This window comes from Serratia ficaria (assembly GCF_900187015.1).
GTDB lineage: Bacteria > Pseudomonadota > Gammaproteobacteria > Enterobacterales > Enterobacteriaceae > Serratia > Serratia ficaria.
This window is the reverse complement of the sequence record NZ_LT906479.1, coordinates 67,227-88,703: the sequence shown is the minus strand read 5'-3', so window position 1 is coordinate 88,703 and position 21,477 is coordinate 67,227. Positions and strand designations below refer to the sequence as shown.

At 60.4% G+C, this 21,477-nt stretch carries 19 protein-coding genes, 1 tRNA gene and 1 pseudogene; 8 read left to right on the top strand and 13 right to left on the bottom strand.

What is annotated here, in order from left to right; all coding sequences use genetic code 11:
• Nucleotides 1–20: 20 nt before the first annotated feature.
• Nucleotides 21–692, bottom strand: a pseudogene (locus CKW09_RS00395) (MFS transporter); the annotation flags it as partial.
• A gap of 13 nt (nt 693–705) precedes the next feature.
• Nucleotides 706–942, bottom strand: coding sequence for a DUF4282 domain-containing protein (locus CKW09_RS00390; RefSeq protein ID WP_061797970.1), 237 nt, complete (start codon nt 940–942; stop codon nt 706–708).
• Between the two features lie 516 nt (nt 943–1,458).
• Between CKW09_RS00390 and CKW09_RS24650 the strand changes: the two genes are divergently transcribed.
• Nucleotides 1,459–1,629: a hypothetical protein gene (locus tag CKW09_RS24650; RefSeq protein WP_165283088.1), complete on the top strand. Its 171-nt coding sequence runs from the start codon at nt 1,459–1,461 to the stop codon at nt 1,627–1,629.
• Between the two features lie 443 nt (nt 1,630–2,072).
• Nucleotides 2,073–2,399: a hypothetical protein gene (locus tag CKW09_RS00385; RefSeq protein ID WP_061797969.1), complete on the top strand. Its 327-nt coding sequence runs from the start codon at nt 2,073–2,075 to the stop codon at nt 2,397–2,399.
• Nucleotides 2,400–2,653: 254 nt separating this feature from the next.
• Here CKW09_RS00385 and CKW09_RS00380 read toward each other — a convergent pair whose 3' ends face one another.
• From CKW09_RS00380 to CKW09_RS00355, 6 genes are all read right to left on the bottom strand, one after another.
• A complete protein-coding gene (locus tag CKW09_RS00380) occupies nt 2,654–2,950 on the bottom strand; it encodes a contact-dependent growth inhibition system immunity protein (RefSeq protein WP_095094938.1) in 297 nt (98 codons plus the stop codon).
• 3 nt (nt 2,951–2,953) lie between these two features.
• A complete protein-coding gene (locus tag CKW09_RS00375; protein WP_306307672.1) occupies nt 2,954–3,295 on the bottom strand; it encodes an RNase A-like domain-containing protein in 342 nt (113 codons plus the stop codon).
• Nucleotides 3,296–3,731: 436 nt separating this feature from the next.
• Nucleotides 3,732–4,775 carry a virulence RhuM family protein gene (locus CKW09_RS00370; protein WP_061797892.1) on the bottom strand — a complete coding sequence of 348 codons (1,044 nt, stop codon included), beginning with the start codon at nt 4,773–4,775 and terminating at the stop codon, nt 3,732–3,734.
• A gap of 348 nt (nt 4,776–5,123) precedes the next feature.
• A tRNA-Sec gene (locus CKW09_RS00365) sits at nt 5,124–5,218 on the bottom strand.
• A 104-nt stretch (nt 5,219–5,322) separates the two neighbouring features.
• A complete protein-coding gene (locus CKW09_RS00360; RefSeq protein WP_061797891.1) occupies nt 5,323–6,666 on the bottom strand; it encodes an esterase-like activity of phytase family protein in 1,344 nt (447 codons plus the stop codon).
• Between the two features lie 76 nt (nt 6,667–6,742).
• Nucleotides 6,743–7,858, bottom strand: a complete 1,116-nt coding sequence (locus CKW09_RS00355; protein WP_269458463.1) for a cyanate transporter — start codon at nt 7,856–7,858, stop codon at nt 6,743–6,745.
• A gap of 210 nt (nt 7,859–8,068) precedes the next feature.
• Here CKW09_RS00355 and CKW09_RS00350 point away from each other — a divergent pair, with 210 nt between their 5' ends.
• Nucleotides 8,069–8,923: a LysR family transcriptional regulator gene (locus CKW09_RS00350; protein ID WP_061797890.1), complete on the top strand. Its 855-nt coding sequence runs from the start codon at nt 8,069–8,071 to the stop codon at nt 8,921–8,923.
• A gap of 6 nt (nt 8,924–8,929) precedes the next feature.
• On the opposite strand, the gene xylR is transcribed toward CKW09_RS00350, so the two are convergent.
• The 4 genes from xylR to xylF form a co-directional block, all read right to left on the bottom strand.
• Complete coding sequence (gene xylR, locus CKW09_RS00345) at nt 8,930–10,108, bottom strand: D-xylose utilization transcriptional activator XylR (RefSeq protein ID WP_061797889.1); 1,179 nt, start codon at nt 10,106–10,108, stop codon at nt 8,930–8,932.
• Nucleotides 10,109–10,204: 96 nt separating this feature from the next.
• Entirely contained in the window at nt 10,205–11,389 is a 1,185-nt protein-coding gene (gene xylH, locus CKW09_RS00340) for a xylose ABC transporter permease XylH (RefSeq protein ID WP_095094932.1), read from the bottom strand.
• Complete coding sequence (locus tag CKW09_RS00335) at nt 11,367–12,908, bottom strand: xylose ABC transporter ATP-binding protein (protein ID WP_061797886.1); 1,542 nt, start codon at nt 12,906–12,908, stop codon at nt 11,367–11,369. The genes xylH and CKW09_RS00335 overlap by 23 nt, the downstream gene beginning before the upstream one ends.
• Before the next feature lie 28 nt (nt 12,909–12,936).
• Nucleotides 12,937–13,932, bottom strand: coding sequence for a D-xylose ABC transporter substrate-binding protein (gene xylF, locus CKW09_RS00330; protein WP_061797885.1), 996 nt, complete (start codon nt 13,930–13,932; stop codon nt 12,937–12,939).
• A 356-nt stretch (nt 13,933–14,288) separates the two neighbouring features.
• Between xylF and xylA the strand changes: the two genes are divergently transcribed.
• The 5 genes from xylA to CKW09_RS00305 all read left to right on the top strand — a co-directional run bounded on the left by xylA (nt 14,289) and on the right by CKW09_RS00305 (nt 20,313).
• Entirely contained in the window at nt 14,289–15,608 is a 1,320-nt protein-coding gene (xylA, locus tag CKW09_RS00325; RefSeq protein ID WP_095094929.1) for a xylose isomerase, read from the top strand.
• 168 nt (nt 15,609–15,776) lie between these two features.
• Complete coding sequence (xylB, locus tag CKW09_RS00320; protein ID WP_061797883.1) at nt 15,777–17,228, top strand: xylulokinase; 1,452 nt, start codon at nt 15,777–15,779, stop codon at nt 17,226–17,228.
• A 121-nt stretch (nt 17,229–17,349) separates the two neighbouring features.
• Nucleotides 17,350–18,738 (top strand): amidohydrolase family protein, encoded by a 1,389-nt coding sequence (locus CKW09_RS00315; RefSeq protein ID WP_061797882.1) that lies wholly within the window; start codon nt 17,350–17,352, stop codon nt 18,736–18,738.
• A gap of 100 nt (nt 18,739–18,838) precedes the next feature.
• Nucleotides 18,839–19,390: a cysteine hydrolase family protein gene (locus CKW09_RS00310; protein ID WP_095094926.1), complete on the top strand. Its 552-nt coding sequence runs from the start codon at nt 18,839–18,841 to the stop codon at nt 19,388–19,390.
• 2 nt (nt 19,391–19,392) lie between these two features.
• On the top strand, nt 19,393–20,313 hold the full coding sequence (locus tag CKW09_RS00305; protein ID WP_061797880.1) for a GlxA family transcriptional regulator: 921 nt from the start codon (nt 19,393–19,395) through the stop codon (nt 20,311–20,313).
• On the opposite strand, the gene CKW09_RS00300 is transcribed toward CKW09_RS00305, so the two are convergent.
• Nucleotides 20,308–21,300: an acyltransferase gene (locus tag CKW09_RS00300; protein ID WP_095094923.1), complete on the bottom strand. Its 993-nt coding sequence runs from the start codon at nt 21,298–21,300 to the stop codon at nt 20,308–20,310. The genes CKW09_RS00305 and CKW09_RS00300 overlap by 6 nt on opposite strands.
• Between the last annotated feature and the right edge of the window lie 177 nt (nt 21,301–21,477).

Genomic DNA, 21,477 nt, shown 5'->3' with positions numbered 1-21,477 from the left:
CCCGCCACACATTATTTTGTTTAACCGTTGGCGTAAGCCACTTTCTCAGCCTGACGGTGGGTGAACAGCACCAACAGCAGCGCCAATCCGGCAATGATCGCCCCCATCAGCGGCACGAAACTGTATCCCAGCCCGGCGGAGACTACCGCGCCACCGGCGGCGGCGCCCAGCGCATTGCCCAGGTTAAAGGCGCCGATGTTGACCGAAGACGACAACCCCGGCGCTTCGCTGGCGACACGCATCACGCGCATCTGCAGCGGAGGCACCACCGCGAAGGTCGCCGCGCCCCAAATCACCATGCCGATCGCGGCGCCGATGTCACTGCGCACCAGGAAGGGGATCAGCAGCATGATGGCCACCAACAGCAGCAGGAAGCCCTTCAGCGTCGCGCTCTCGGAACGGTCGGCGAACTTGCCGCCGAGGTAGTTACCGATGGAGAAACCGACGCCGATCAGCACCAGCATCACCGTCACGAACAGCGGCGTCGCCTCGGTGATGTGCTGCAATACCGGCGAGATGTAGGTATAGAGCGTGAACATCGCGCCCGCCCCCAGCACGGTGGTCAGCAGCGCGGTCAGCACCTGCGGCCGCACCAGCACCGACAGCTCGCGCTTGACGTCAGGGCGCGCGCCAGCGCTGCCTTTTGGCAACGAGAACCACAGCCCCAGCATGGCGATCACGCGCAACCCGGCGTTTTTTGGCAGATTACGGCTTTTCGGCGATCTTGCGCAGGTATTCGTTATTTTTAAACGCAATAATGATCATTTCGAACGCCACGCGTACAAACACGCCGCCGAGGATGAGGCCGAACAGGCCGCGGAAGAACTCGCCATAAAACATCATGCCGATACTGCTGATCAACACGCCCAACAGCGCCAGCCAATAAACAACGGTGATGATTTTCGGCGTCAGCATCGCGTCAAAGAAGAAAATATTTCTCATGGTGAATCTTTCCTTAGTTCAGTATGTCATTATCCCAGAGGCGCCGCGCAGCGCGGCAGCCGTTTTGTCACACCCGTAATGATAGCGGCTAATGCCGCATAGGGAAGAGAAGAATCGGCCTGCTGTGCAAGGAAGGTTAATCCGGTTCGAGGTTACCGCTAACGGCAAGGCGATAAATCGCCCCTACGACATTCCGATTAAAAAACATCTCATTCCAGGCCCACCCCATAAATCCGTATAAAACAAAAACCCATCCAGTTGATTAATCAAAATAAAAAAACCAAACAACCTCATCCAATACAATATAAATATTATTTATAAAAACACATCACATTAATCTATTGGTTAAAATAAAACACTGCCATATTCACAATTAGCGAACCCATGGCATTATAAAAAATAAAGTTCAGGCGTATATTTCATATTCAGACCTGCGGGTTGAATATATACAAGGACGTGTAAATATCTGTCTTAGCGACGCTACCCTGGCGCCGCCCTGATTAAGGAAAGATCGCTATGTCTAAAGCACCTATCGGCACTACCGCCTCCACCGGGCAAAAATGCCCGGAGAGCGGCGTTTGGAAAGTCGTCGGCACGCCATCCACCACCGCCCCGATCGCCAAAGGCAATATCATGCCGCCTTATGGCGGTAAGGGCGTTACCTGGAAGCTCACTCAGTACGCATAACCCGTTGGTTATTTAGCCTCTTTCTTTGGAAGGGGCTTTTCGCTCTATTTTCTTCCGTTGCGCACTTTACCGGCGCACCACTGCGGCAAAACCGGCGGGCTAGCCAGAATTTGGCGCTGTTACCCATTTTGCGAGCCCGATTCCAATCCCCGCAACAAATCCCTGTAAATCCATCCAGCCTGTTCCCTGAGCGTTATCGCCGGAATATAGTCTTCTTGCTGCGGCAAAATCCGTAGCCGGGATTGGAACCCCGTCCCCCTTCAACTCTGAAAAGACTTGTGTTTTTTCAGCGCCTACGTGCACACTCAGTTCGGTGGCTCAGGCAGGGCAACCGCAAGGTTGGCCGGTGATTGAAGGGCCGGAGTTCCAAACCTGTCTGGGCCACCACCAAAGCTTGGAACTCTTTGGCAGTGGTGATAACCACCCTTCAAGGGAACATCATCATGACTGAAATGAATCAAACAACCACAGACAGCTCCATCACCCTCTTCCGCAACCTCATTGCCGACCTGCAATTCTATAAGCTCAGCGATATTCAATTGTGCGATCTCAGCGCCGTGGCTCAGGAGTCCGCAGAAGGGTTATGTCATGGCTTAGCGTATCTGGCGGAATCGCTGGAAAATGGGGAACAGCACTCAACAAGCAGCAGGGTGCAGATCAGCGCCTGGCTCAAAGCCTCTGCGCATCTGCTCCCCGCCCTGTCGGAACTGAGCGAGCAGGCGAACAACCATCTGTTGCAGATGCATGAAGGCAGTATTTATCAGTCCTAGGCCTGTATCAGGGTAAGCACGGTACTTAATTGCCTCCCCATGGTTCAGGCTGTTCACAGCCTGAACCGGTTAGACATGCAGACACGTAGGGGACTGACAGTACCCAGTGCAGGCTCATCAACTCTTATCGCGACCTTAAGCATCACGCCTGGAAGGATAAAACCTGTTGAATTTCCTTCAAGAAAAACGGTTATCTTAGACTGGGCGATACGTAAATCGGCCATATGGCAGAGAGCTATATTATTTATCAAACCTTATATCTGCTCAGCTTTCTCTATGCCCTCAAGCACACGCAAAAGCAAAAGCAATCCCTTGCCATCCTCTGGCGCAAAATAGTTAAAATAACGCGCTTTGAATTCAGACTCGATAATACTGTCATCGTTCGACAGGAACGCTAACACTTCTTTTTTCAAATCTTGACGATCTTGCGTTGTTAATCCTTTTGTATAGATATCGATTGCATCATCAATAGTCTCCGCCCCGGTAATATAATCGAAGTCCTGATTCAGCGTACCTTCAATCATAATGTCAATGTTAGTGGTTAAAAGCATAAGTTAAACCTCGGGGAATGCGGTTAAAATATAATATGACTTACCATTATAGGTTTCATATTTAAGTACGACCTTTACCTTAGTGGCATTTACCAGCTTGTCGCTACCTCGAAACAGAGTATAACCAATTACTTTTCCAGTATCGTATGCAATAACTAAATTATGCCGTGGCTGGCCTGCTGCCCAAAGCTTTATCCACTCTTTATTTACCTTCAGCGCGTTGGAGATGGATGCCTCTGCCAAATTGATATTACTAAACGAGCTGACTGCATTAGGCTTTCGGACCAGGTGTTCAGTACTTTTAAGACGTGCGGCCAATTCTTCCTTCGCTTTGGCACCATGCACAGCGCGGTCGCACCAGCAAGCTCCAGCGTACCCATGACAAGTCCAAGCCCGCCATATAAACGATTACTTAGCGTTTCGCCTTCCGTAACCGATTTATCAGACAGCGCAGCAGCAAGCTGAACCGGGGACATCACTATTTTTATGCCATCATCCATAATGAAACCTCAAGTGATTAAAAGACATACGGCCAGAGTTTACCCGCTTTCCCAGCTTCGGCTCCACCAACTATAAGAAAATTTCACAGAAAACCGCTCTAACGCATTGCCGTAGTCGTTGAAAAAAATGATTTTTTGGATTTTATCGGATGAGTACGGAAGATGTTTTGGGATCACAGGAGTCGCATTTGATATCTATAGCCATTGAGCTTACTTGGTTTTATCGTGTTGTATTTTGAACCATGCCCCCAAATGATTTTGCCTGTGGGGTTCAAGGGGCTTTATGGGCGCTTTTTGGTGTCGGTTTTCCACCGCAACAAACCGGCAATATCCTTTTCTCCCGCAGCTTCTTTTAAGCGGCGCTGCTGCTCGGCATACTGGACGTATTCAGCCTGCGCTTTTTCATCTGCCGCTTTCTTACTGACCGTGCCAGCCCCTTGCAGAACGTCACGGTCATTGAATTGCAGAAACTGATCCAGCTTATCCTGCCAGTCACGCAGGAACACCTGTTGACGCCGCCGCGCCTGATCTTCGGCAAAATCCAACCACATGTTAACCACGCGGTTGAGTTCGCTGACTTCGTCTTGATTGAGATAATTTTTCGCCACTGTCACATCGCTTTTGCGCAGCTGCTCGCCTTTATAGCTGCTCAACCCCATATGGGGCTGGTTGGCATCGGCACGCTGATGGATGAGTTCGGCAGCTGTGTGGCCGGTACAAGCAAAATGCAGCTTGTTCTGGATGGTTTGAAAAAACAACGTTGTCTCTTTGAGTGAGGGTTGGTAGTCGGCGGCTAATGCGAAGATCTCCCTAACCCGCAAATAAACCCGACGCTCACTGGCACGGATATCACGGATGCGCTCCAGTATCTCATCAAAGTAATCAGGCACTGCGGATGAACCCACGGGCGGGTTTTTAAGCCGCTCGTCATCCATCACGAAACCTTTGATCAGGTATTCCTGGAGCGTTTGGGTCGCCCACTGGCGGAATTGGGTGCCTCGAACGGAACGGACACGATAACCGACGGCAAGAATAACGGGCAGACTATAGTGCAGGATATTGCGACTTACCTGACGAGCCCCTTCCTGCTGAACTTGTAAGTAAGACTTACAGGTTGCGTTTTGTTCAAGTTCCGCTTCTTCGTAGATCGCTTTGATGTGCTGCGTAATCGCCTGGGGGGTCACCTGATAAAGATTCGCGATGGTCGCCTGGGGCAGCCACAGCGTTTCTTGCTCAAAACGGCATTCAACGCGCACCTTTCCATCACCGCTGGCAAACATAACAAATTCACCTGCCGGGGATTGGGTTAAGTGTTTATCTGGCATACCGCCTCCGTCTTAATCCGACTAACAACGCTGTATCCGCGTAGTATGCCAGAGATCCATGCTGAAGCTCATTACGCGTATAGCGTTTATTTTGTCGGCAACATGCCTGGATAATGCTTTGCGATGATGGCCGTCATTGAGGAATTGGGGGTTTTTCCTGCGGTTTGGCGCGTCGAATTGGTATGTCAGTTAGGAGCATGTGTAGAAGTGGATTCTGTGTATAAGAACTCTATACACATTCTTCACGGATCCAGGCAGTAGCCCACAAACTAAAACTGACGACAAACCAAATAAATACATTTAGTTATCGTATTTTCATCAATTCATCAGGAACTATCAGACAAGCTTTGGCGGAAGATCACAGGAGTCGAACCTGCCCGGGACCGCTGGCGGCCCCAACCGGATTTGAAGTCCGGCCGCCCCACCGGGGACGAGGATCTTCCTTCGGGAGTCAGAAGAAGCAAGAGGCTGATTATAGCGCAGTTTATCCTTAGCGCTAAGAGGGAAATGGTGCGGCCGTCGGCGAAGCTGCCGGCGGCCGGCGGGGTTACTTCAGCAGGTCCTTCACGTCCAGCAGGATAAACTCGTTGTCGTCCGCCACGTTGGGCTGGCGGCTGGAGGAGAACGGGAAGTTGTTGTCGTTGCCGACGATGATATGGCTGGCGTCCACCACGTCGACGTTCTCGATGGTGAAGAACGGGAAGGTCAGCACGCCGTCGTTCAGCGGTTTGCGCGCCAGTTGGTTCGGGTCCTGAATTTTCAGCAGGTCGATATAGGCCTGTTTCTCCACCGGTTTGCCGAGGTTGTCGTCCGAAAAGGCGATTTTATACACCCGTTTGAACTTCGCTACCTGGCTGAAGCAGTTGTCGGTCGGCGCGCCGGCGGCGCAGGCTTTGTCCGGCGTGCCCTCGCCGTTATCGCGCTCGATCACCAGGCCATGCGTGGCGTCGATCATATTGAAATCGCCGATGGCGTTTTGGTTGTCTTCCAGCACATATTGCCAGCTGCGCCCGGTCCAGGCCTGTTTTTTCACGTCAAATTCCAGCACCCGCAGGTAGCGTTTGCCGTCGACGTTTTCGAACTTTTCGCCGTCCCACAGCGCGCCTTCCAGCAACGGATACAGCTTGCCGCCGTCCGGCGAGGCCGCCATGCCCTCAAAGCCTTTGGAGCGCGCCACCTGGAAGTTCTGCTTGCCGTCCGGCGCGCCCGGCAGGGTCAGCGTCGGGTTGTCCGGCGATTTCACCACCTTGCCGTCCACCAGGGTGTCGAACACCGCCAGCACCTTGCCGTTCAGGTCGGCCTTGATCAGATAAGGGCCGAACTCATCGCCGATCCATAGCGCATCATCGGCGAACTGGAAGCTTTCCGGGTCGAAATCGCTGCCGGTCAGGTAGCGCCGCTCGGTGCTTTCATTGACGATGTGGAAAGGCACTTTTTTATCAGGATCCTGCAGGAATACCGTTTTCAGCGGCGTGACCGTGCCTTCTTTGAAATCGATCCGGTAATGATTGAGGTACAGCATGGCGTCCGGCGAGTTGGCCTTGCTGCCGAAGCCGTTGTCGGTCAGCACCCAGTAAGTGCCGTCGGGCAGGTGCTTGATGCCGGAATGGCCCTGCAGCGGCTGGCCTGCAATCGGCAGGCCGATGCCGGTCAGGCGATCGGCGGATTTGCCCGCTACGCTGCCCAGTGCGGTAACGCGCTTGCCGCTGGTGTATTTGCCGCTTTGCTGCAGATCGCCCGGCGCGTCCTTGGGTGCGGAAACGGCGGATTTCACCGGCAGCAGCGCATGCCCGGCCAGGGTAGCCTGCACCGGCTGCGCCTCGGCCCACAGGTTGGCGCTCAGCGCCATGCAGCCGATCAGCAGCGCCAGACGGGTTTTGGTGTTGTGCATCTCATGGTTCCCTTATCGTTGTTATCGCCCGGAAGTAAAAGCAACGTCACTATAGGGAGCCGCAATGACAGAAATATTATTCGGCGAACGCCCGCCGGTAGCTGTGCGGATGAAAGCGCCAGGTAATGGCGATCAATACCGCCACCAGCAGCGCGTGGATCTGCCAGTCGAGCACGAAGCCGCCGCTGTAGTCGCGCAGCAGGCCGGAGAGATAAGGCGTCACGCCCGCCAGCAGAAAGCCGATGCCTTGCATAAAGGCCACCAGCCGCCCGGCCGCCGCCGGCTGATGAATATGATCGAGCGCCAGCACCAGGCACAGCGGGAAAGCGCCGCCCAGTCCCAGGCCGGAGACCAGCACCCACAGCCACGGCAGGGTCTGCGGCAGGTAAATCAGGCCGATAAAACCGATCAGTTGCATCAGCAGCGCCAGCAGCAACAGCGGCCGCCGGTCATGGCCGCGCGCCAGCGCCGGCAGCAGCAGCGCCCCCACCACCTGGCCGAAGGTCATCAGCGCCAGCAGCGAGCCGCTGGCCTGCGGCTGCCAGCCGAACTGCATGTAATACGGCGGCAGCCAGGCGATCAGGCTGGTGTAGCCGCCGTTGATCAGGCCGAAATAGGCGCCGAGCAGCCAGGCGCGGCGGTTGGGCAGCAGGCTCTGGCCCCTGGCCGCGCCAGGGGCGGAAAGGCGAGACAGCCCGCGGCTCACCGGCCACCAGGCAAGCAGCGCCACCAGCGCCGGCAATGCCCACCAGGCCAGCGCGCTGTGCCAATCGTGGCCCGCGCTCATCAGCCAGGGAGCGATCGCCGCGCCCAGCCCGCCGCCGCCCATCAGCGCCGCCGACCACAGCCCGGCCACCAGCGCCATTTGCTTGAGGAAATGATGCTTGATGATGCCGGGCATCACCGCCTGGATCACCCCAATCCCCAACCCGCCCAGCACCGCGCTCAACAACAGCTGGGTGCTGCCCGGCGCCAGCTCACGCCAGCCGGCGCCAAGGCCGATCGCCAGCAGGCTCAGCGCCACGGCGGTTCTTTCGCTGAACAGCCGGTTAATGGCGCCGCCCGCCAGCGCCATCAGGCCCATCATCAGCACCGGCAGGGCGGTCAACAGGGCCGCGCCGCCGAAGCTCAGCCCGGTGGCCTGGCGCAGCGTCGGCAGCAGCGGACCGATCGAGGTCAGCAGCGGGCGCATATTCAGGCCGATCAGCACCAGCGCCCACAGCAGGGGGTTGAACCAGCGGCGCGGTGTGGATTGATTAACAGAATGATTTAACACGGTATATTCCTGGCACAGCGAGAGAAAGAGTGCGGCGTCACAGAGGAGGCGCCGCAGCGTTGCATTACTCTAGGCAACGCCGCTAGTATTGGGAAATTAAATAATAAAATAACCAACAGTGGGAAAATGAATCGTTACCCGATGTTCAATCCGCAGTTACTGCTCAGCTTCGTGGCGGTATGCGACAGCAACAGCTTCACCCGCGCCGCGGAGCGGGTGTTTTTGTCGCAGTCCACCGTCAGCCAGCAGGTGCGCCGGCTGGAAGAGATGCTGGGCAAACCGCTGTTCGAACGCTCGTCGCATCAGGTTCAATTGACCGAAGAAGGCGAGAAGCTGCTGAGCTACGCGCGGCGCATTATCGCGCTGAACGAAGAGGCGCACGACGCGCTGACCGGGGTCTGGCGCGACGGCGTGCTGCGGCTGGGCATGCCGGAGGATTTCGCCGTGCCGACCACCGGGCTGCTGGCCGAATTCAGCCGCGAGCACCCGCACCTGCGGCTGGACGTCACCAGCGGCCTGAGCGCCGATCTGCACAGCGCCTACGCGCGTGAAGAGCTGGATCTGATCCTGGTGAAGCAGCGCCGCCGCCAGCCGCCGCGCGCCGCGCGGCCGGAACCCCTGCTGTGGTTGGACAGCCTGGCCTTTCCGGCCATCGAGCAATCGCCGGTGCCGCTGGCGGTGTTTCCGCTCAACGGCCTGTACCGCGAGGAGCTGTGCCAGGCGCTGGATAACCTCGGCAAGCGCTGGCGCATCGGCTACAGCAGCGCCAGCCTGGCGGCGCTGACCGCCGCCTCCGCCGCCGGGTTGGGCGTTACCCTGTTGCCGGCCGGCTGCCGGCTGCCCACGCACCGGGTGCTGGGCGCGGCAGAAGGGTTACCGCCGGTCGACAGCCTCGAGCTGGCGCTGTATTACCGCGACGGCGCCCCCGCCGCCACCCCGGCGCTGGCGGAACGGCTGCAGGCGTTTTGCGGGTTGGCCTAAACCCGGCTAATACCCGCCTTCGCCATAGCGCTGGCGATACTCTTTCGGCGTGGCGTCATAGCCTTTCTTGAACACCGAATAAAAATACTGCAGCGAAGGATAGCCGCACATTTGGGAAATCTCGTTGATGGTCAGCGAAGTGGCGGTCAGCAGGTTTCTGGCGCGATCCAGCTTTTCCTGATGGATCACATGGTGGATGGTTTGGCCGGTCTCGTCCCGGAAGCGCTTCTCCAGATTGGAGCGCGACATGCCGACCGCGTCCAGCACCTGCTCGACCTTGATGCCCTTACAGGCGTGATGGCGAATGTAGTGCATGGCCCGAATCACCGCCGGATCGCGCAGCGAGCGGAAATCGGTGGAGCGGCGTGCTATCACCTTCACCGGCGGCACCAGAATGCGCTGCAGCGGCAGGTCGCGCCGGTCAAGCAGTTGGTGCAGCAGCTTGGCGGCGCGGTAGCCCATCTGCCGGGTGCCCTGCGCCACCGAAGACAGCGCCACCCGCGACAGGTAACGCGTCAGCTCTTCGTTGTCGATGCCGATCACGCACAGCTTTTCCGGCACCGCGATGTCCAGATGTTCGCACACCTGCAGCAGATGGCGCGCCCGCGCGTCGGTCACGGCGATAATGCCGGTCTGCTGCGGCAGGGTCTGCACCCAGTCCGCCAACCGATTCTGGGCGTACTGCCAGTTCTCCGGCGCGGTGGCCATGCCCTGATACACCACGCCCTGGTACCGCTCCGCCGCCACCCGCTGGCGGAAGGCGTGTTCACGCTCCTGCGCCCAGCGTTTGCCGCCTTCGACCGGCAGGCCGTAGAAGGCGAAGCGGTTGATGCCCTTTTCTTTCAGGTGCATAAAAGCCGCGTCCACCAGCGCCTGATTGTCGGTGGCGATATAGTGCACCGGCGGGTAGTCCGCTTCGCGATGATAAGAACCGCCCACGCCGACAATCGGCACCCCGACGTTATGCAGCAAGCGCTCGATTTCGCGATCGTCGAAGTCGGCGATCACGCCGTCCCCCAGCCAGTCCTTGATGTTGTCGATACGGCAGCGGAAATCCTCTTCAATGAAGATGTCCCAGTCGCACTGCGAAGCCTGCAAATACTCCCCGACGCCCTCAACCACCTGGCGGTCATACACTTTATTGGCGTTGAACAGCAACGTAATGCGAAAGCGCTTCTCGAACATGCGTGATCCCCGTTAAGCAAACAGCTCTCTGGGATAGCACAGCCAGCTTCGAGAGCGGAATGCCCCACTGCATAACTGTGACCCCGGGCGCGATTGTCACGCCCGCCGCTTGGTGGCGGAGTCCATCCACACCGCCAGCAGCAGGATGGCGCCCTTGACGATGTACTGCCAGAAGGTCGGCACGTCCAGCATGCTCATGCCGTTATCCAGCGAAGCCATGATAAACGCCCCCATCACCGCGCCGGCCACGCTGCCGACCCCGCCGGCCAGGCTGGTGCCGCCGATCACGCAGGCGGCGATGGCGTCCAGCTCGGCGATATTGCCCGCCGACGGCGAGCCGGCGCCCAACCGCGAGCTGAGGATCAGCCCGGCGATCGCCACCATCAGGCCGTTGATGGCGAACACCGCCAGCTTGGTGCGTTCGACGTTGACTCCCGACAGGCGCGCGGCGTCGATATTGCCGCCGATGGCGTAGATGCGGCGGCCAAAGGCGGTGCGGGTCGCCATAAAGACCCCCGCCAGCATCAGCGCGGTGAGGATCAGTACCGGCGTCGGCACGCCGCGGTAGTCGTTAAGCAAATACACCGCGCCCAGCACCGACAGCGCCAGAACGCTTTGCCGGGTAACGTCGCCTGCCGCTGCCGCCACCGGCAATCCCAGCTGCGCGCGCCGGCTGCGCCGCCGCCACTGCCAGGCGACGAACAGCATCAGACCGACGGCGCCGATGCCAAACCCCAGCCCGTCCGGCAGGTAGCTCTGGCCAATCTGCGACATGGCGCCGCTGGTCGGCGCCACCGTGGTGCCGTTGGTGATGCCGATCAGGATGCCGCGAAAGGCCAGCATGCCCGCCAGCGTGACGATAAACGACGGCACCTTGCGGTACGCCACCCACCAGCCGTTCCAAGCGCCCAGCAGCAGGCCGGCCAACAGCGTCACCGCGATGGTCAGCGGCAGCGGCCAGCCGAGCCAGACGTCGAAAATCGCCGCCGCGCCCCCCAGCAGCCCCATCATCGAGCCGACCGACAGGTCGATCTCCGCCGAAATAATCACGAACACCATGCCGACCGCCAAAATGCCGGTGATCGCCGTCTGGCGCAGCAGGTTGGAAATATTGCGCGCGCTGAGATAGGCCCCCTCGGTAGTGAAGGTGAAAAACAACATAATCGCGGCGATGGCCGCCAACATCACCAACACCTGAAAGTTGACGGATTTCAGCCCCAACATCGTTTTTTTCGCCGTAACTTGCTGCGCGATGGCTTCAGACTGCGTGCTTTTCAACATCGGTTTCACTCCTCAATGCGGCTTCCATCACCTGTTCCTGGGTCAGGCCGCGGTTGGCCAACGACGCCTTGATGCGCCCCTGATGCATCACCAGCACCCGGTCGCTCAGGCCCAGCACCTCCGGCAGCTCCGAAGACACCACGATCACCGCGATACCCTGCTGCGCCAGCTGGTTGATCAATTTATAGATTTCCTGTTTAGCGCCGATGTCTATGCCGCGGGTCGGCTCATCCAGAATCAGGATTTTCGGCTTCAGCAGCAGGCACCTGGCCAAAATCGCCTTCTGCTGATTGCCGCCGCTCAGCCGCGCGATCGCCAGCTCGGGCGAAGACGTTTTCACCTTGAGCTGCGCCAGCGACTGGCGAATGGTCGCCTGCTCCCGCGCATCGTCGATCACCGTCAGCGCCCCGCTGAAATCGCTCAGCGCCGCCAGCGTCATATTGGCGCCCACCCCCATCACCGGCACGATGCCGTCGCGCTTGCGGTCCTCCGGCACCATGGCGATGCCGTGCCGCATCGCTTCGCGGCAATGGTCGATGTCGGCCGGCTGACCGTCGATGCTGATGCGGCCCTGCCAGCGGCCGGGATAGACGCCGAACAGGCACTGCATGGTTTCGCTGCGGCCGGAGCCCACCAGCCCGGCGACGCCGAGTATCTCGCCGCGCCGCAGGCTGAACGACACGTCGTCCACCCGGCGTATGTGGCGGTTAACCGGGTGCCAGGCGGTCAGGTTGTCCACCTGCAGGATCACCTCGCCGATGGCGTGCTGCTGCTGCGGATACAGTTCGGTCAGTTCGCGCCCCACCATCATGGCGATGATGTCGTCTTCGCTCATCGACGCCGCCGGTCGGGTGCCGATATGCCTGCCGTCGCGGATCACGCAGATCAGATCCGAGATGGCCTTCACCTCGTTCAGCTTGTGCGAAATGTAGATGCAGGCGATGCCGTGATCGCGCAGATCCTGAATGATCGCCAGCAGCGTGGCGGTCTCGCTTTCGGTCAGCGACGCCGTCGGTTCGTCCAGCACCAGCAGCCGCACCTGCTTGTTCAGCGCCTTGGCGATCTCCACCAGCTGCTGCTGGCCCAGCCCCAGTTCGCCGACGCGGACGTTGGGATCGACGTCCAGCTTCACCTGCGCCAGCATGCGCCGGCAGCGCAGGTACATGGCGTCGTAATCCATCACCCCGCGGCGGCACTGCTCGTTGCCGAGAAACATGTTTTCCAATACCGTCATCTGTTTCACCAGCGCCAGCTCCTGATGGATGATGGCAATGCCTTTCAGCTCGGTATCGCGAATGTTTTTTGCCGCTAATAAATCGTCCGAAAAATAAATCTCGCCCCGATAACTGCCGTGCGGATATATTCCGCACAGCACTTTCATCAGGGTGGATTTTCCCGAACCATTTTCACCGCACAGCGATAATACCTGGCCGGCCTCTAATTGCAGGCTGACATTATCCACGGCCTTGACCGCGCCGAATTGCATGGTGATATTTTTCATTTCCAATAGGCAGGGCATTATTCCCTCCGCATCACCGGGTTCGGCATTAATTAACGTCAGACTTCTTGTGGAAACCGTCGGCAATAATAGTGCTGTCGATATTCGACTTGTCTACCTGGATTGGCGTCAATAACCAGGCCGGCACCGATTTACTGCCGTTATTCAACGCGGCGTTGGATTTCGGCTGCTCGCCCTTGCCCAGCTGCACCGCGATGCCCGCCGCCTCGTCGGCCAGCTGGCTGATCGGCTTGTAGACCGTCATGGTTTGGGTACCGGCGACGATGCGCTTCACCGCCGCCAAATCGGCGTCCTGCCCGGAAATGGCGACCTTGCCCGCCAGGCCCTGCGCGGCCAGCGCCTGGATCGCCCCGCCGGCGGTGGCGTCGTTGGATGCCACCACCGCATCGATGTGGTTGTTGTTGGCGGTCAGCGCATTTTCCATAATTTTCAACGCATTTTCCGGCAGCCAGCCGTCGACCCACTGATCGCCCACCACCTTGATTTTTCCACCGGCGATCAGCGGCTGCAGCACCTTCATCTGCCCCTGACGGAACAGCTTGGCGTTGTTATCCACCGGCGAGCCGCCCATCAGGAAATAATTGCCCTGCGGCACTCGCTGCACCAGGCTCTGCGCCTGCAGTTCGCCGACCTTTTCATTATCGAAGGAGATATAAAAATCGATATCGGCGTTGTTGATCATGCGATCATAAGCCAGCACCTTGATCCCTTCGCGCTTGGCCTCGCCGATCACGTTGCTCAATACCTGGCCGTTGTAGGGAATAATCACCAGCACGTCGACGCCGCGGTTGATCATATTTTCAATCTGCGCCATCTGGGTCTCTTCATTGCCGTTCGCCGACTGGACGAACACGTCCGCCCCCAGCGACTTGGCCTTGCTGACGAAAATATCACGGTCTTTTTGCCAGCGTTCCAGGCGCAGATCGTCGATCGCCATGCCGATTTTGACTTCTTTGCTCAGCGCCGGTTGGCTGGCCAGCGCCAGCAGCGCGCAGACCGACAGAAACAGGGGTTTTAATTTCATCTTATATACCTTTGTTATTAAACCTGTAGGGGCAATAATTGAAACGGGCCGGTGGTTCAGCTTAGGGCGGATTGTTGACGCTTATTCTCACTTCGGCAATTACTGATTTTTACCGGCGAATTATGATTTTTGGTTTAATCTCGGTTTTATGATGGCGGTCATGCTTTCTCCTTGTAAACGCGCATGGCGACCAATAAAAATCGAATCGGCAACAATTAAAAACCCTATTATGCGAGCCACCGCACATTTAATAATTCTGTGAATTTAAGTGTGAAATAACGTAATTGAGGCGCCGGCGGCTTACTCCGAAGATAAATGCATCCCGAAAACCGGGCATCGCTACCCAGGAGTCGATAATGCAATCCTATTTTGATCAGCTTGAGCAGGTCCGCTACGAAGGCCCAGACAGCAACAATCCGCTGGCGTTTCGCCACTACAATCCCGATGAGCTGGTGCTCGGCAAGCGCATGGCCGACCACCTGCGCTTCGCCGCCTGCTACTGGCACACCTTCTGCTGGAACGGCGCGGACATGTTCGGCGTCGGCGCCTTCGATCGGCCCTGGCAGCAGCCGGGCGACGCCCTCGAGCTGGCGAAGCGCAAGGCCGATGTGGCGTTCGAGTTCTTCCACAAGCTGAACGTGCCTTACTACTGCTTCCACGACGTCGACGTCTCGCCGGAAGGCGCATCGCTGAAAGAATATCTGCACAACTTTGCGGCAATGACCGATGTGCTGGCGGAGAAACAGCAAAGCAGCGGCGTGAAGCTGCTGTGGGGCACCGCCAACTGCTTTACCCATCCGCGCTACGGCGCCGGGGCCGCCACCAGCCCGGATCCGGAAGTGTTCAGCTGGGCGGCGACGCAGGTGTTCGCCGCCATGAACGCCACCCAACGGCTGGGCGGCGAAAACTATGTGCTGTGGGGCGGCCGCGAGGGCTATGAAACCCTGCTCAATACCGATCTGCGCCAGGAGCGCGAACAGATCGGCCGCTTTATGCAGATGGTGGTGGAGCACAAACACAAAACCGGCTTCCAGGGCACGCTGCTGATCGAGCCCAAACCGCAGGAGCCCACCAAACACCAGTACGACTATGACGTCGCGACGGTATACGGCTTCCTCCGGCAGTTCGGGCTGGAGAAGGAGATCAAGGTCAACATCGAGGCCAACCACGCCACCCTGGCCGGCCACTCGTTCCATCACGAAGTCGCCAGCGCCATCGCGCTCGGCATCTTTGGCTCGGTCGACGCCAACCGCGGCGATCCGCAGCTGGGCTGGGACACCGACCAGTTCCCGAACAGCGTGGAGGAAAACGCGCTGGTGATGTTCGAAATCCTCAAGGCGGGCGGTTTCACCACCGGCGGGCTGAATTTCGACGCCAAGGTGCGCCGCCAGAGCACCGACAAATACGACCTGTTCTACGGCCATATCGGCGCGATGGATACCCTGGCGCTGGCGCTGAAGGTGGCGGCGAAGATGGTCGCCGACGGCCGGCTGCATCAGCAGGTATCCCGCCGCTACGCCGGCTGGAACGGTGAGCTGGGCCAGCAAATTTTGCAGGGCAAACTGTCGCTGGAAGCGCTGGCGCAGTACGCTGAGCAACATGCACTGGCGCCGCAGCATGCCAGCGGCCGTCAGGAACAGCTTGAAAACCTGATGAATCGCTACCTGTTCGGTTAACTATGCCCAAAATAATTCGAGTTGCATCATGGCGGCAACCAAGCGCATCCCCGGAAGCGTACGGCCAGTACCTGGCAGGGGGGCGCAGGCAGCCAACACAGATGCAGCCTGAAGAATGAAGGGCATACCCGCGCGGCGCCCGCCGCCGCGCTTTAAAGGATCCCAATCATGTACATCGGCCTCGATCTCGGCACCTCCGGCGTTAAAGCAGTCTTGCTCGACGAACAGGGCCAACTGCTCGCCAGCCACGGCGAGCCGTTGGCCATTTCCCGCCCCCATCCGCTGTGGTCCGAACAGGCGCCGCAGGACTGGTGGCGCGCCGCCGACAGCGCCATGCTGGCGCTGGGCAAGCTGCACGGCCTGCGGCAGGTCAGGGCCATCGGCCTGAGCGGCCAGATGCACGGCGCCACGCTGCTGGACGCGCGCCAGCAGGTGCTGCGCCCGGCCATCCTGTGGAACGACGGCCGCAGCCTCGCCCAGTGTCAGGCGCTGGAGCAGGCGGTGCCGCGCTCGCGCCAGATAACCGGCAACCTGATGATGCCCGGCTTCACCGCGCCGAAGCTGCTGTGGGTGAAACAGCACGAGCCGCAGCTGTTCAGCCGCATCGACAAGGTGCTGCTGCCCAAGGATTATCTGCGCTGGTGCCTGACCGGCGAATTCGCCAGCGATATGTCCGATGCCGCCGGCACCCTGTGGCTGGACGTGGCGCGGCGCGACTGGAGCGACGAATTGCTGGCCGCCTGCGGCCTGAGCCGCCGCCAGATGCCGCAGCTGTTCGAGGGCAATCAGCTGACCGGCCAGATCCGCGCCGAACTGGCGCAGCGCTGGGGCATGCCGCCGGTGCCGGTGGTGGCCGGCGGCGGCGACAACGCGGCCGGGGCGATCGGCGTCGGGCTGTATCAGGCCGGGCAGGCGATGCTGTCGCTCGGCACCTCCGGCGTCTACTTTGCGGTCAGCGACGGCTTCCTCAGCAACCCGGCCGGCGCGGTGCACAGCTTCTGCCACGCGCTGCCGAACAGCTGGCACCTGATGTCGGTGACGCTCAGCGCCGCCTCTTGCCTCGACTGGGTTTGCCGGTTGACCAACGTCGACGGCGTCGCCACGCTGCTGCACAACGTCGAGCGGGCCGCCCCGGCGGAAACGCCGCTGTGGTTCCTGCCTTATCTGTCCGGCGAGCGCACCCCGCACAACAATCCCAACGCCAAGGGCGCATTCTGGGGCCTGACCCACCAGCACGGGCCGAACGATCTGGCGCGCGCGGTGCTGGAGGGCGTGGGGTTCGCCCTGGCCGACGGCATGGATGCGCTGCACGCCGGCGGCCTGCAGCCCACCAGCATCCGGCTTATCGGCGGCGGCGCGCGCAGCCCGTTCTGGCGGCAGATGCTGGCGGACATCAGCGGCCAGCGGCTGGAATACCGCACCGGCGGCGACGTCGGCCCGGCGCTGGGCGCGGCGCGGCTGGCGCAGATTGCGCTCAACCCGCAGCGCCCGCTGGCCGAACTGCTGCCCGAATTGCCGCTCGAGCAGCGGCATGTGCCGGATGCCGAGCGCCACCGGCAATACGCCGCGCAGCGCGCCACCTTCCGCGAGCTGTACCGCTGCCTGCTGCCGTTGATGTGATCGGGCGGTCATTGCCAAATCGAATAGTCACTATTGGCAAATGTCGCTGCCAACCCGTCGGTTCCTCTCCTAAATTGGGGGGTGTTTTGATGCACCTCCCCTCTGGATTAAGGAACCGAACGTGGAAAAAGCCCAACAACAAAGCCGCAGAGCCTTCCTCAGCCAAACCGGCAAAATCACCACCGCCTGCGCGGTGATCGGCCTGACCGGCGGCGTGGCGCAGGCCGCCCCGGCCGCCGCCGGCCAGTGCGATCCGCAGCCGATGAGCCTGACCGACCGCCACTACCTGCTGAGCGAAGTGCGGCTGGAAGACGGCTTCGAATACGACGGCGAGACGGTGATCGGCACCCGCACCGCGCTGTACCAGCTGGAAATCAAAGACGGCAAGGTGGCCGCCATCCACGCGGCGGACGCCGCGCCGCCGGCCGGCATTCCCCGCTATAAGGCGCAGGGCCAGCTGCTGCTGCCGGCGTTCCGCGACATGCACATCCATCTGGACAAAACCTTTTACAGCGGCCCCTGGCAGGCGCCGCGCCCGCGCCAGGGCAAAACCATCATGGACATGATCGCGCTGGAGCAGACGCTGATCCCGCAACTGCTGCCCACTTCGCAGCAGCGGGCGGAAAACCTGATCGCCCTGCTGCAGTCCAAGGGCAGCACGGTGGCGCGCAGCCACTGCAATATCGACCCGGTCAGCGGGTTGAAGAGCCTGGAGCACCTGCAGCGCGCGCTGGAAAATCACCGGGCGGATTTCAGCTGCGAGATCGTCGCCTTCCCGCAGCACGGCCTGCTGCATTCCAGGGTTGACGGCCTGATGCGCGAAGCGATGCAGATGGGGGTACAGTACGTCGGCGGGCTGGACCCGACCAACGTCGACGGCGCGATGGAGCAGTCGCTGGACGCGATGTTCCAGATCGCCCTCGACACCGGCAAGGGCGTCGACATTCATCTGCACGAAACCAGCCCGGCCGGGGTGGCCGCCATCAACTACATGATCGCCACCGTGGAGAAGAACCCGGCGCTGCGCGGCAAGGTCACCCTCAGTCATGCCTTCGCCCTGACCACCCTCACCCCGGGCGAACTGGCGGAAACCGCCACCCGGCTGGCGGCGCAGCGGATCACCATCGCGTCGACGGTGCCGATCGGCAGCCTGATGATGCCGCTGCCGCAGCTGAGCGAAAAGGGGGTATTTGTGATGACCGGAACCGACAGCGTGACTGACCACTGGTCGCCGTTCGGCAGCGGCGACATCCTGGAGAAGGCCAACCTTTATGCCCAGCTGTATCGCGGCTCCGACGAATTCCATCTGTCGCGGGCGATGGCCATCGCCACCGGCGGGGTGCTGCCGCTCGACGATAAGGGCCGGCGTACCTGGCCCAAAGTGGGCGACGGCGCCGAGTTCGTGCTGGTCGACGCCAGCTGTTCCGCCGAAGCGGTGGCCCGCCTGCCGGCGCGCAGCGCCACCTTCCATCGGGGGCGCCTGGTGGCCGGGCAGGTCAGCAAAGCCTGACGCTGGTCCGCTGACGCCACCATGATGGCCGTTTTTGGCCTTCTGCCTTATCGATTAGCGGCGCAGTATGGCGCCATACCTGATTGGCGGAGGGCCGAAAATGTCACAGAGCGCATTATTGATCATCGATGTTCAACAATCATTCCAGCATCGTCCATTCTGGCGGGAAGACGACCTGCCCGCTTTTCAAGGCGCGTTGGCGCGCCTGATCGACGGCTGCCGCCAACGGGGCGTGCCGCTGGTCGACGTCTTCCACGTCTCGCAGACAGGGCCTTTCTCGCTGGCTTCCGGCCACGTGCAGCGCCTGTCGTTCCTCCGCCATCGGGCGGATTTCACCGTCCACAAGCGGGTGCACAACGCGCTGAGCGAAACCGGGCTGGACGCCTGGCTGCTCGAGCGGCACATCAAGCACCTGATCGTCTCCGGCATCCGCACCGAGCAGTGCTGTGAAACCACCGCCCGGGTGGCGGCCGATTTCGGCTATCGGGTGACCTTCGTCACCGAGGCGACGCTGACCTTCCCGATGCGCCACCCCGACGGCGGGGTCTTTACCCCCGAGCAACTGAAGCGGCATACTGAGACCGTGCTGGCCGATCGTTTCGCCCGCATCGCCAGCGTGGATGAAGCCCTGGCGCAACTCGAACAGGAGTGATCATGCCGCAGGCCGTCTACTTTCTGCTGCTGCCCAACGTGCTGTCGCTGGACGTCAGCGGCCCGGCCGAAGCCCTGCGCCTGGCCGGGCAGTTCAGCCTGCGCTACCTCGGCCCGACGCCGCAGATAGTCAGCTCCATCGGCCTGACGCTGGGCGGCCTGGCGCCGCTGCCCGAGCGGCTGGAGGACGGCGCCATTCTGGTGGTGCCGGGCGTCAGCGATTCGCAGCATTTCGCCGCCCATGCGGAAGCCGAACAGGCGCGCCGCTGGCTGACGACGCTGCGGCCCGATCTGCAACGGCGGCGCATCACGCTGGTCTGCATCTGCTCCGGCGCGTTGCTGGCGGCGCAGGCCGGGCTGCTCGACGGCTATCGGTGCACCACCCATCACGATCTGATCGCCGATATTCGCCGCCAGGCGCCGGCGGCGCAGGTGAAAGAGAACCGCATTTTCATCGAGGACCGCGGCGTCTGCACCACCGCCGGCATCACCGCCGGCATCGATCTGGCGCTGCACCTGGTCCACCGTTACTGCGGCGCCGCTCAGGCGCGCGAGGTGGCGCGTGAAATGGTGGTGTATTTCCGCCGCTCCGGCGATGACCCGCAGCTTTCGCCCTGGCTGCGCCATCGCAACCATCTGCACCCGGCGGTGCACCGCGCGCAGGACGTGATGGCCGCCGAGCCGGAGGCCGAATGGTCGGTGCCGCAGGTGGCGGAGAAGGCGCACGTCAGCAGCCGCCATCTGGCGCGGCTGTTCCGCAGCCACGTCGGCATCAGCGTACGGGAATACCACGAACAGCTGCGGCTGGCGGTGGCGCAGCAGCGGCTGCAGCAGGGCTATGGGCTGGAGAAGGCCGCGCTGGCGGCGGGCTTTTCCTCCGGGCGCCAGCTGCGGCGCGCCCAGCAACGCCAGCCGCCGCTATGACACCAGGCGGCGGGTATCCAGCCGTTGCAGGCCGGCCGACAGCAGCAGGCTGAGCGCCAGCGCCACGCCGAACACCCAGAAGATATCCAGCAGCGGGTAGGCGGTGAGCTCCAGGTGTCGGCTGCGCATAAAGTTGACGATAATCGCGTGAAAACCGTAGACAGCCAGCGAATGGCGGGAAAACAGGCTCAGCCAGCCGATCGGCTCCGGCAGGCAGTTTTTCACCCATACCAGCAGCGATACCGCGGCGACAAACACCAGCGGGCCGCAGTAGATGTAGTAGGTATCGGCGAAATTGCCGTTGATGAACAGCTGGCTCTTGGTGCCGCGCGCGATCAGCGCCACGCTGAGAGCAAATCCCAGCGCCGCCAGCCAGCCGACGCCGCGCCGCCCGGTATCCATCATGCCGATCGCCCGTCCGGCCAGCGCATACAGCAGGTAATAGAAGGTATCGCCGTAGATGTACAGGTTGACCGGCAGCAGGTGCACGTTGTCGAAGGCCAGCTTGTCGGTGTTGGGATTGGCGACCACCGCCAGGATCGCCAGCACCGCGGCCAGATAACGGCGCGACACCGGTTTGACGCTAATCAGCGGCGAGAGCAGGTAAATAACGGCGATGGCGTAGAAGAACCACAGGTGATAAAACACCGGCTTCAGCAGAATGCCGCGCAGCGACGGCCAGAAACCGATCTTGGTGCAGGCCGCGATATAGATCAGCGCAATGACGCTGTAGAACAGAATGCAGCAGGCGATGCGGGTAAAATGCCGGCGGCCGGCGCTTTTCTCACCGAAAAACAGGTAGCCGGAAATCATGAAAAACAGCGGCACCGACACGCGCGACAGCGAGTTCAGCACGTTGGCGACATCCCAGTTGTGCACCCCCACCGCCACGCCGCTGGTGACGTAATAGGTGGTGGCGTGGATCATCACCACCATCATGCACGCCAGCGCGCGCAGGTTATCTATCCAGCCGATTTTATTGCTCAAGCGCGAGTCCGATAGGGTGTCTAATACTCAAATATGGCGAGTATATTTATATGTTGATAAGAGGGTATAAGGCACGGCGGCCGGCGACAACCCCAAAGCGAAATATCAGAATGTGCTGAAACAACACCTTATGATTGCTAAGGTGAACAATTGGCGGCAAAATAGCCGCCATAACTC

Excerpts from the sequence above, each read along its gene's own strand:
- CKW09_RS00390 (WP_061797970.1), bottom strand. The coding sequence starts at position 942 with ATGAGAAATATTTTCTTCTTTGACGCGATGCTGACGCCGAAAATCATC.
- CKW09_RS24650 (WP_165283088.1), top strand. The coding sequence starts at position 1,459 with ATGTCTAAAGCACCTATCGGCACTACCGCCTCCACCGGGCAAAAATGC.
- CKW09_RS00385 (WP_061797969.1), top strand. The coding sequence starts at position 2,073 with ATGACTGAAATGAATCAAACAACCACAGACAGCTCCATCACCCTCTTC.
- CKW09_RS00380 (WP_095094938.1), bottom strand. The coding sequence starts at position 2,950 with ATGCTTTTAACCACTAACATTGACATTATGATTGAAGGTACGCTGAAT.
- CKW09_RS00370 (WP_061797892.1), bottom strand. The coding sequence starts at position 4,775 with ATGCCAGATAAACACTTAACCCAATCCCCGGCAGGTGAATTTGTTATG.
- CKW09_RS00360 (WP_061797891.1), bottom strand. The coding sequence starts at position 6,666 with ATGCACAACACCAAAACCCGTCTGGCGCTGCTGATCGGCTGCATGGCG.
- CKW09_RS00355 (WP_269458463.1), bottom strand. The coding sequence starts at position 7,858 with ATGCGCCCGCTGCTGACCTCGATCGGTCCGCTGCTGCCGACGCTGCGC.
- CKW09_RS00350 (WP_061797890.1), top strand. The coding sequence starts at position 8,069 with ATGAATCGTTACCCGATGTTCAATCCGCAGTTACTGCTCAGCTTCGTG.
- xylR (WP_061797889.1), bottom strand. The coding sequence starts at position 10,108 with ATGTTCGAGAAGCGCTTTCGCATTACGTTGCTGTTCAACGCCAATAAA.
- xylH (WP_095094932.1), bottom strand. The coding sequence starts at position 11,389 with ATGTTGAAAAGCACGCAGTCTGAAGCCATCGCGCAGCAAGTTACGGCG.
- CKW09_RS00335 (WP_061797886.1), bottom strand. The coding sequence starts at position 12,908 with ATGCCCTGCCTATTGGAAATGAAAAATATCACCATGCAATTCGGCGCG.
- xylF (WP_061797885.1), bottom strand. The coding sequence starts at position 13,932 with ATGAAATTAAAACCCCTGTTTCTGTCGGTCTGCGCGCTGCTGGCGCTG.
- xylA (WP_095094929.1), top strand. The coding sequence starts at position 14,289 with ATGCAATCCTATTTTGATCAGCTTGAGCAGGTCCGCTACGAAGGCCCA.
- xylB (WP_061797883.1), top strand. The coding sequence starts at position 15,777 with ATGTACATCGGCCTCGATCTCGGCACCTCCGGCGTTAAAGCAGTCTTG.
- CKW09_RS00310 (WP_095094926.1), top strand. The coding sequence starts at position 18,839 with ATGTCACAGAGCGCATTATTGATCATCGATGTTCAACAATCATTCCAG.
- CKW09_RS00305 (WP_061797880.1), top strand. The coding sequence starts at position 19,393 with ATGCCGCAGGCCGTCTACTTTCTGCTGCTGCCCAACGTGCTGTCGCTG.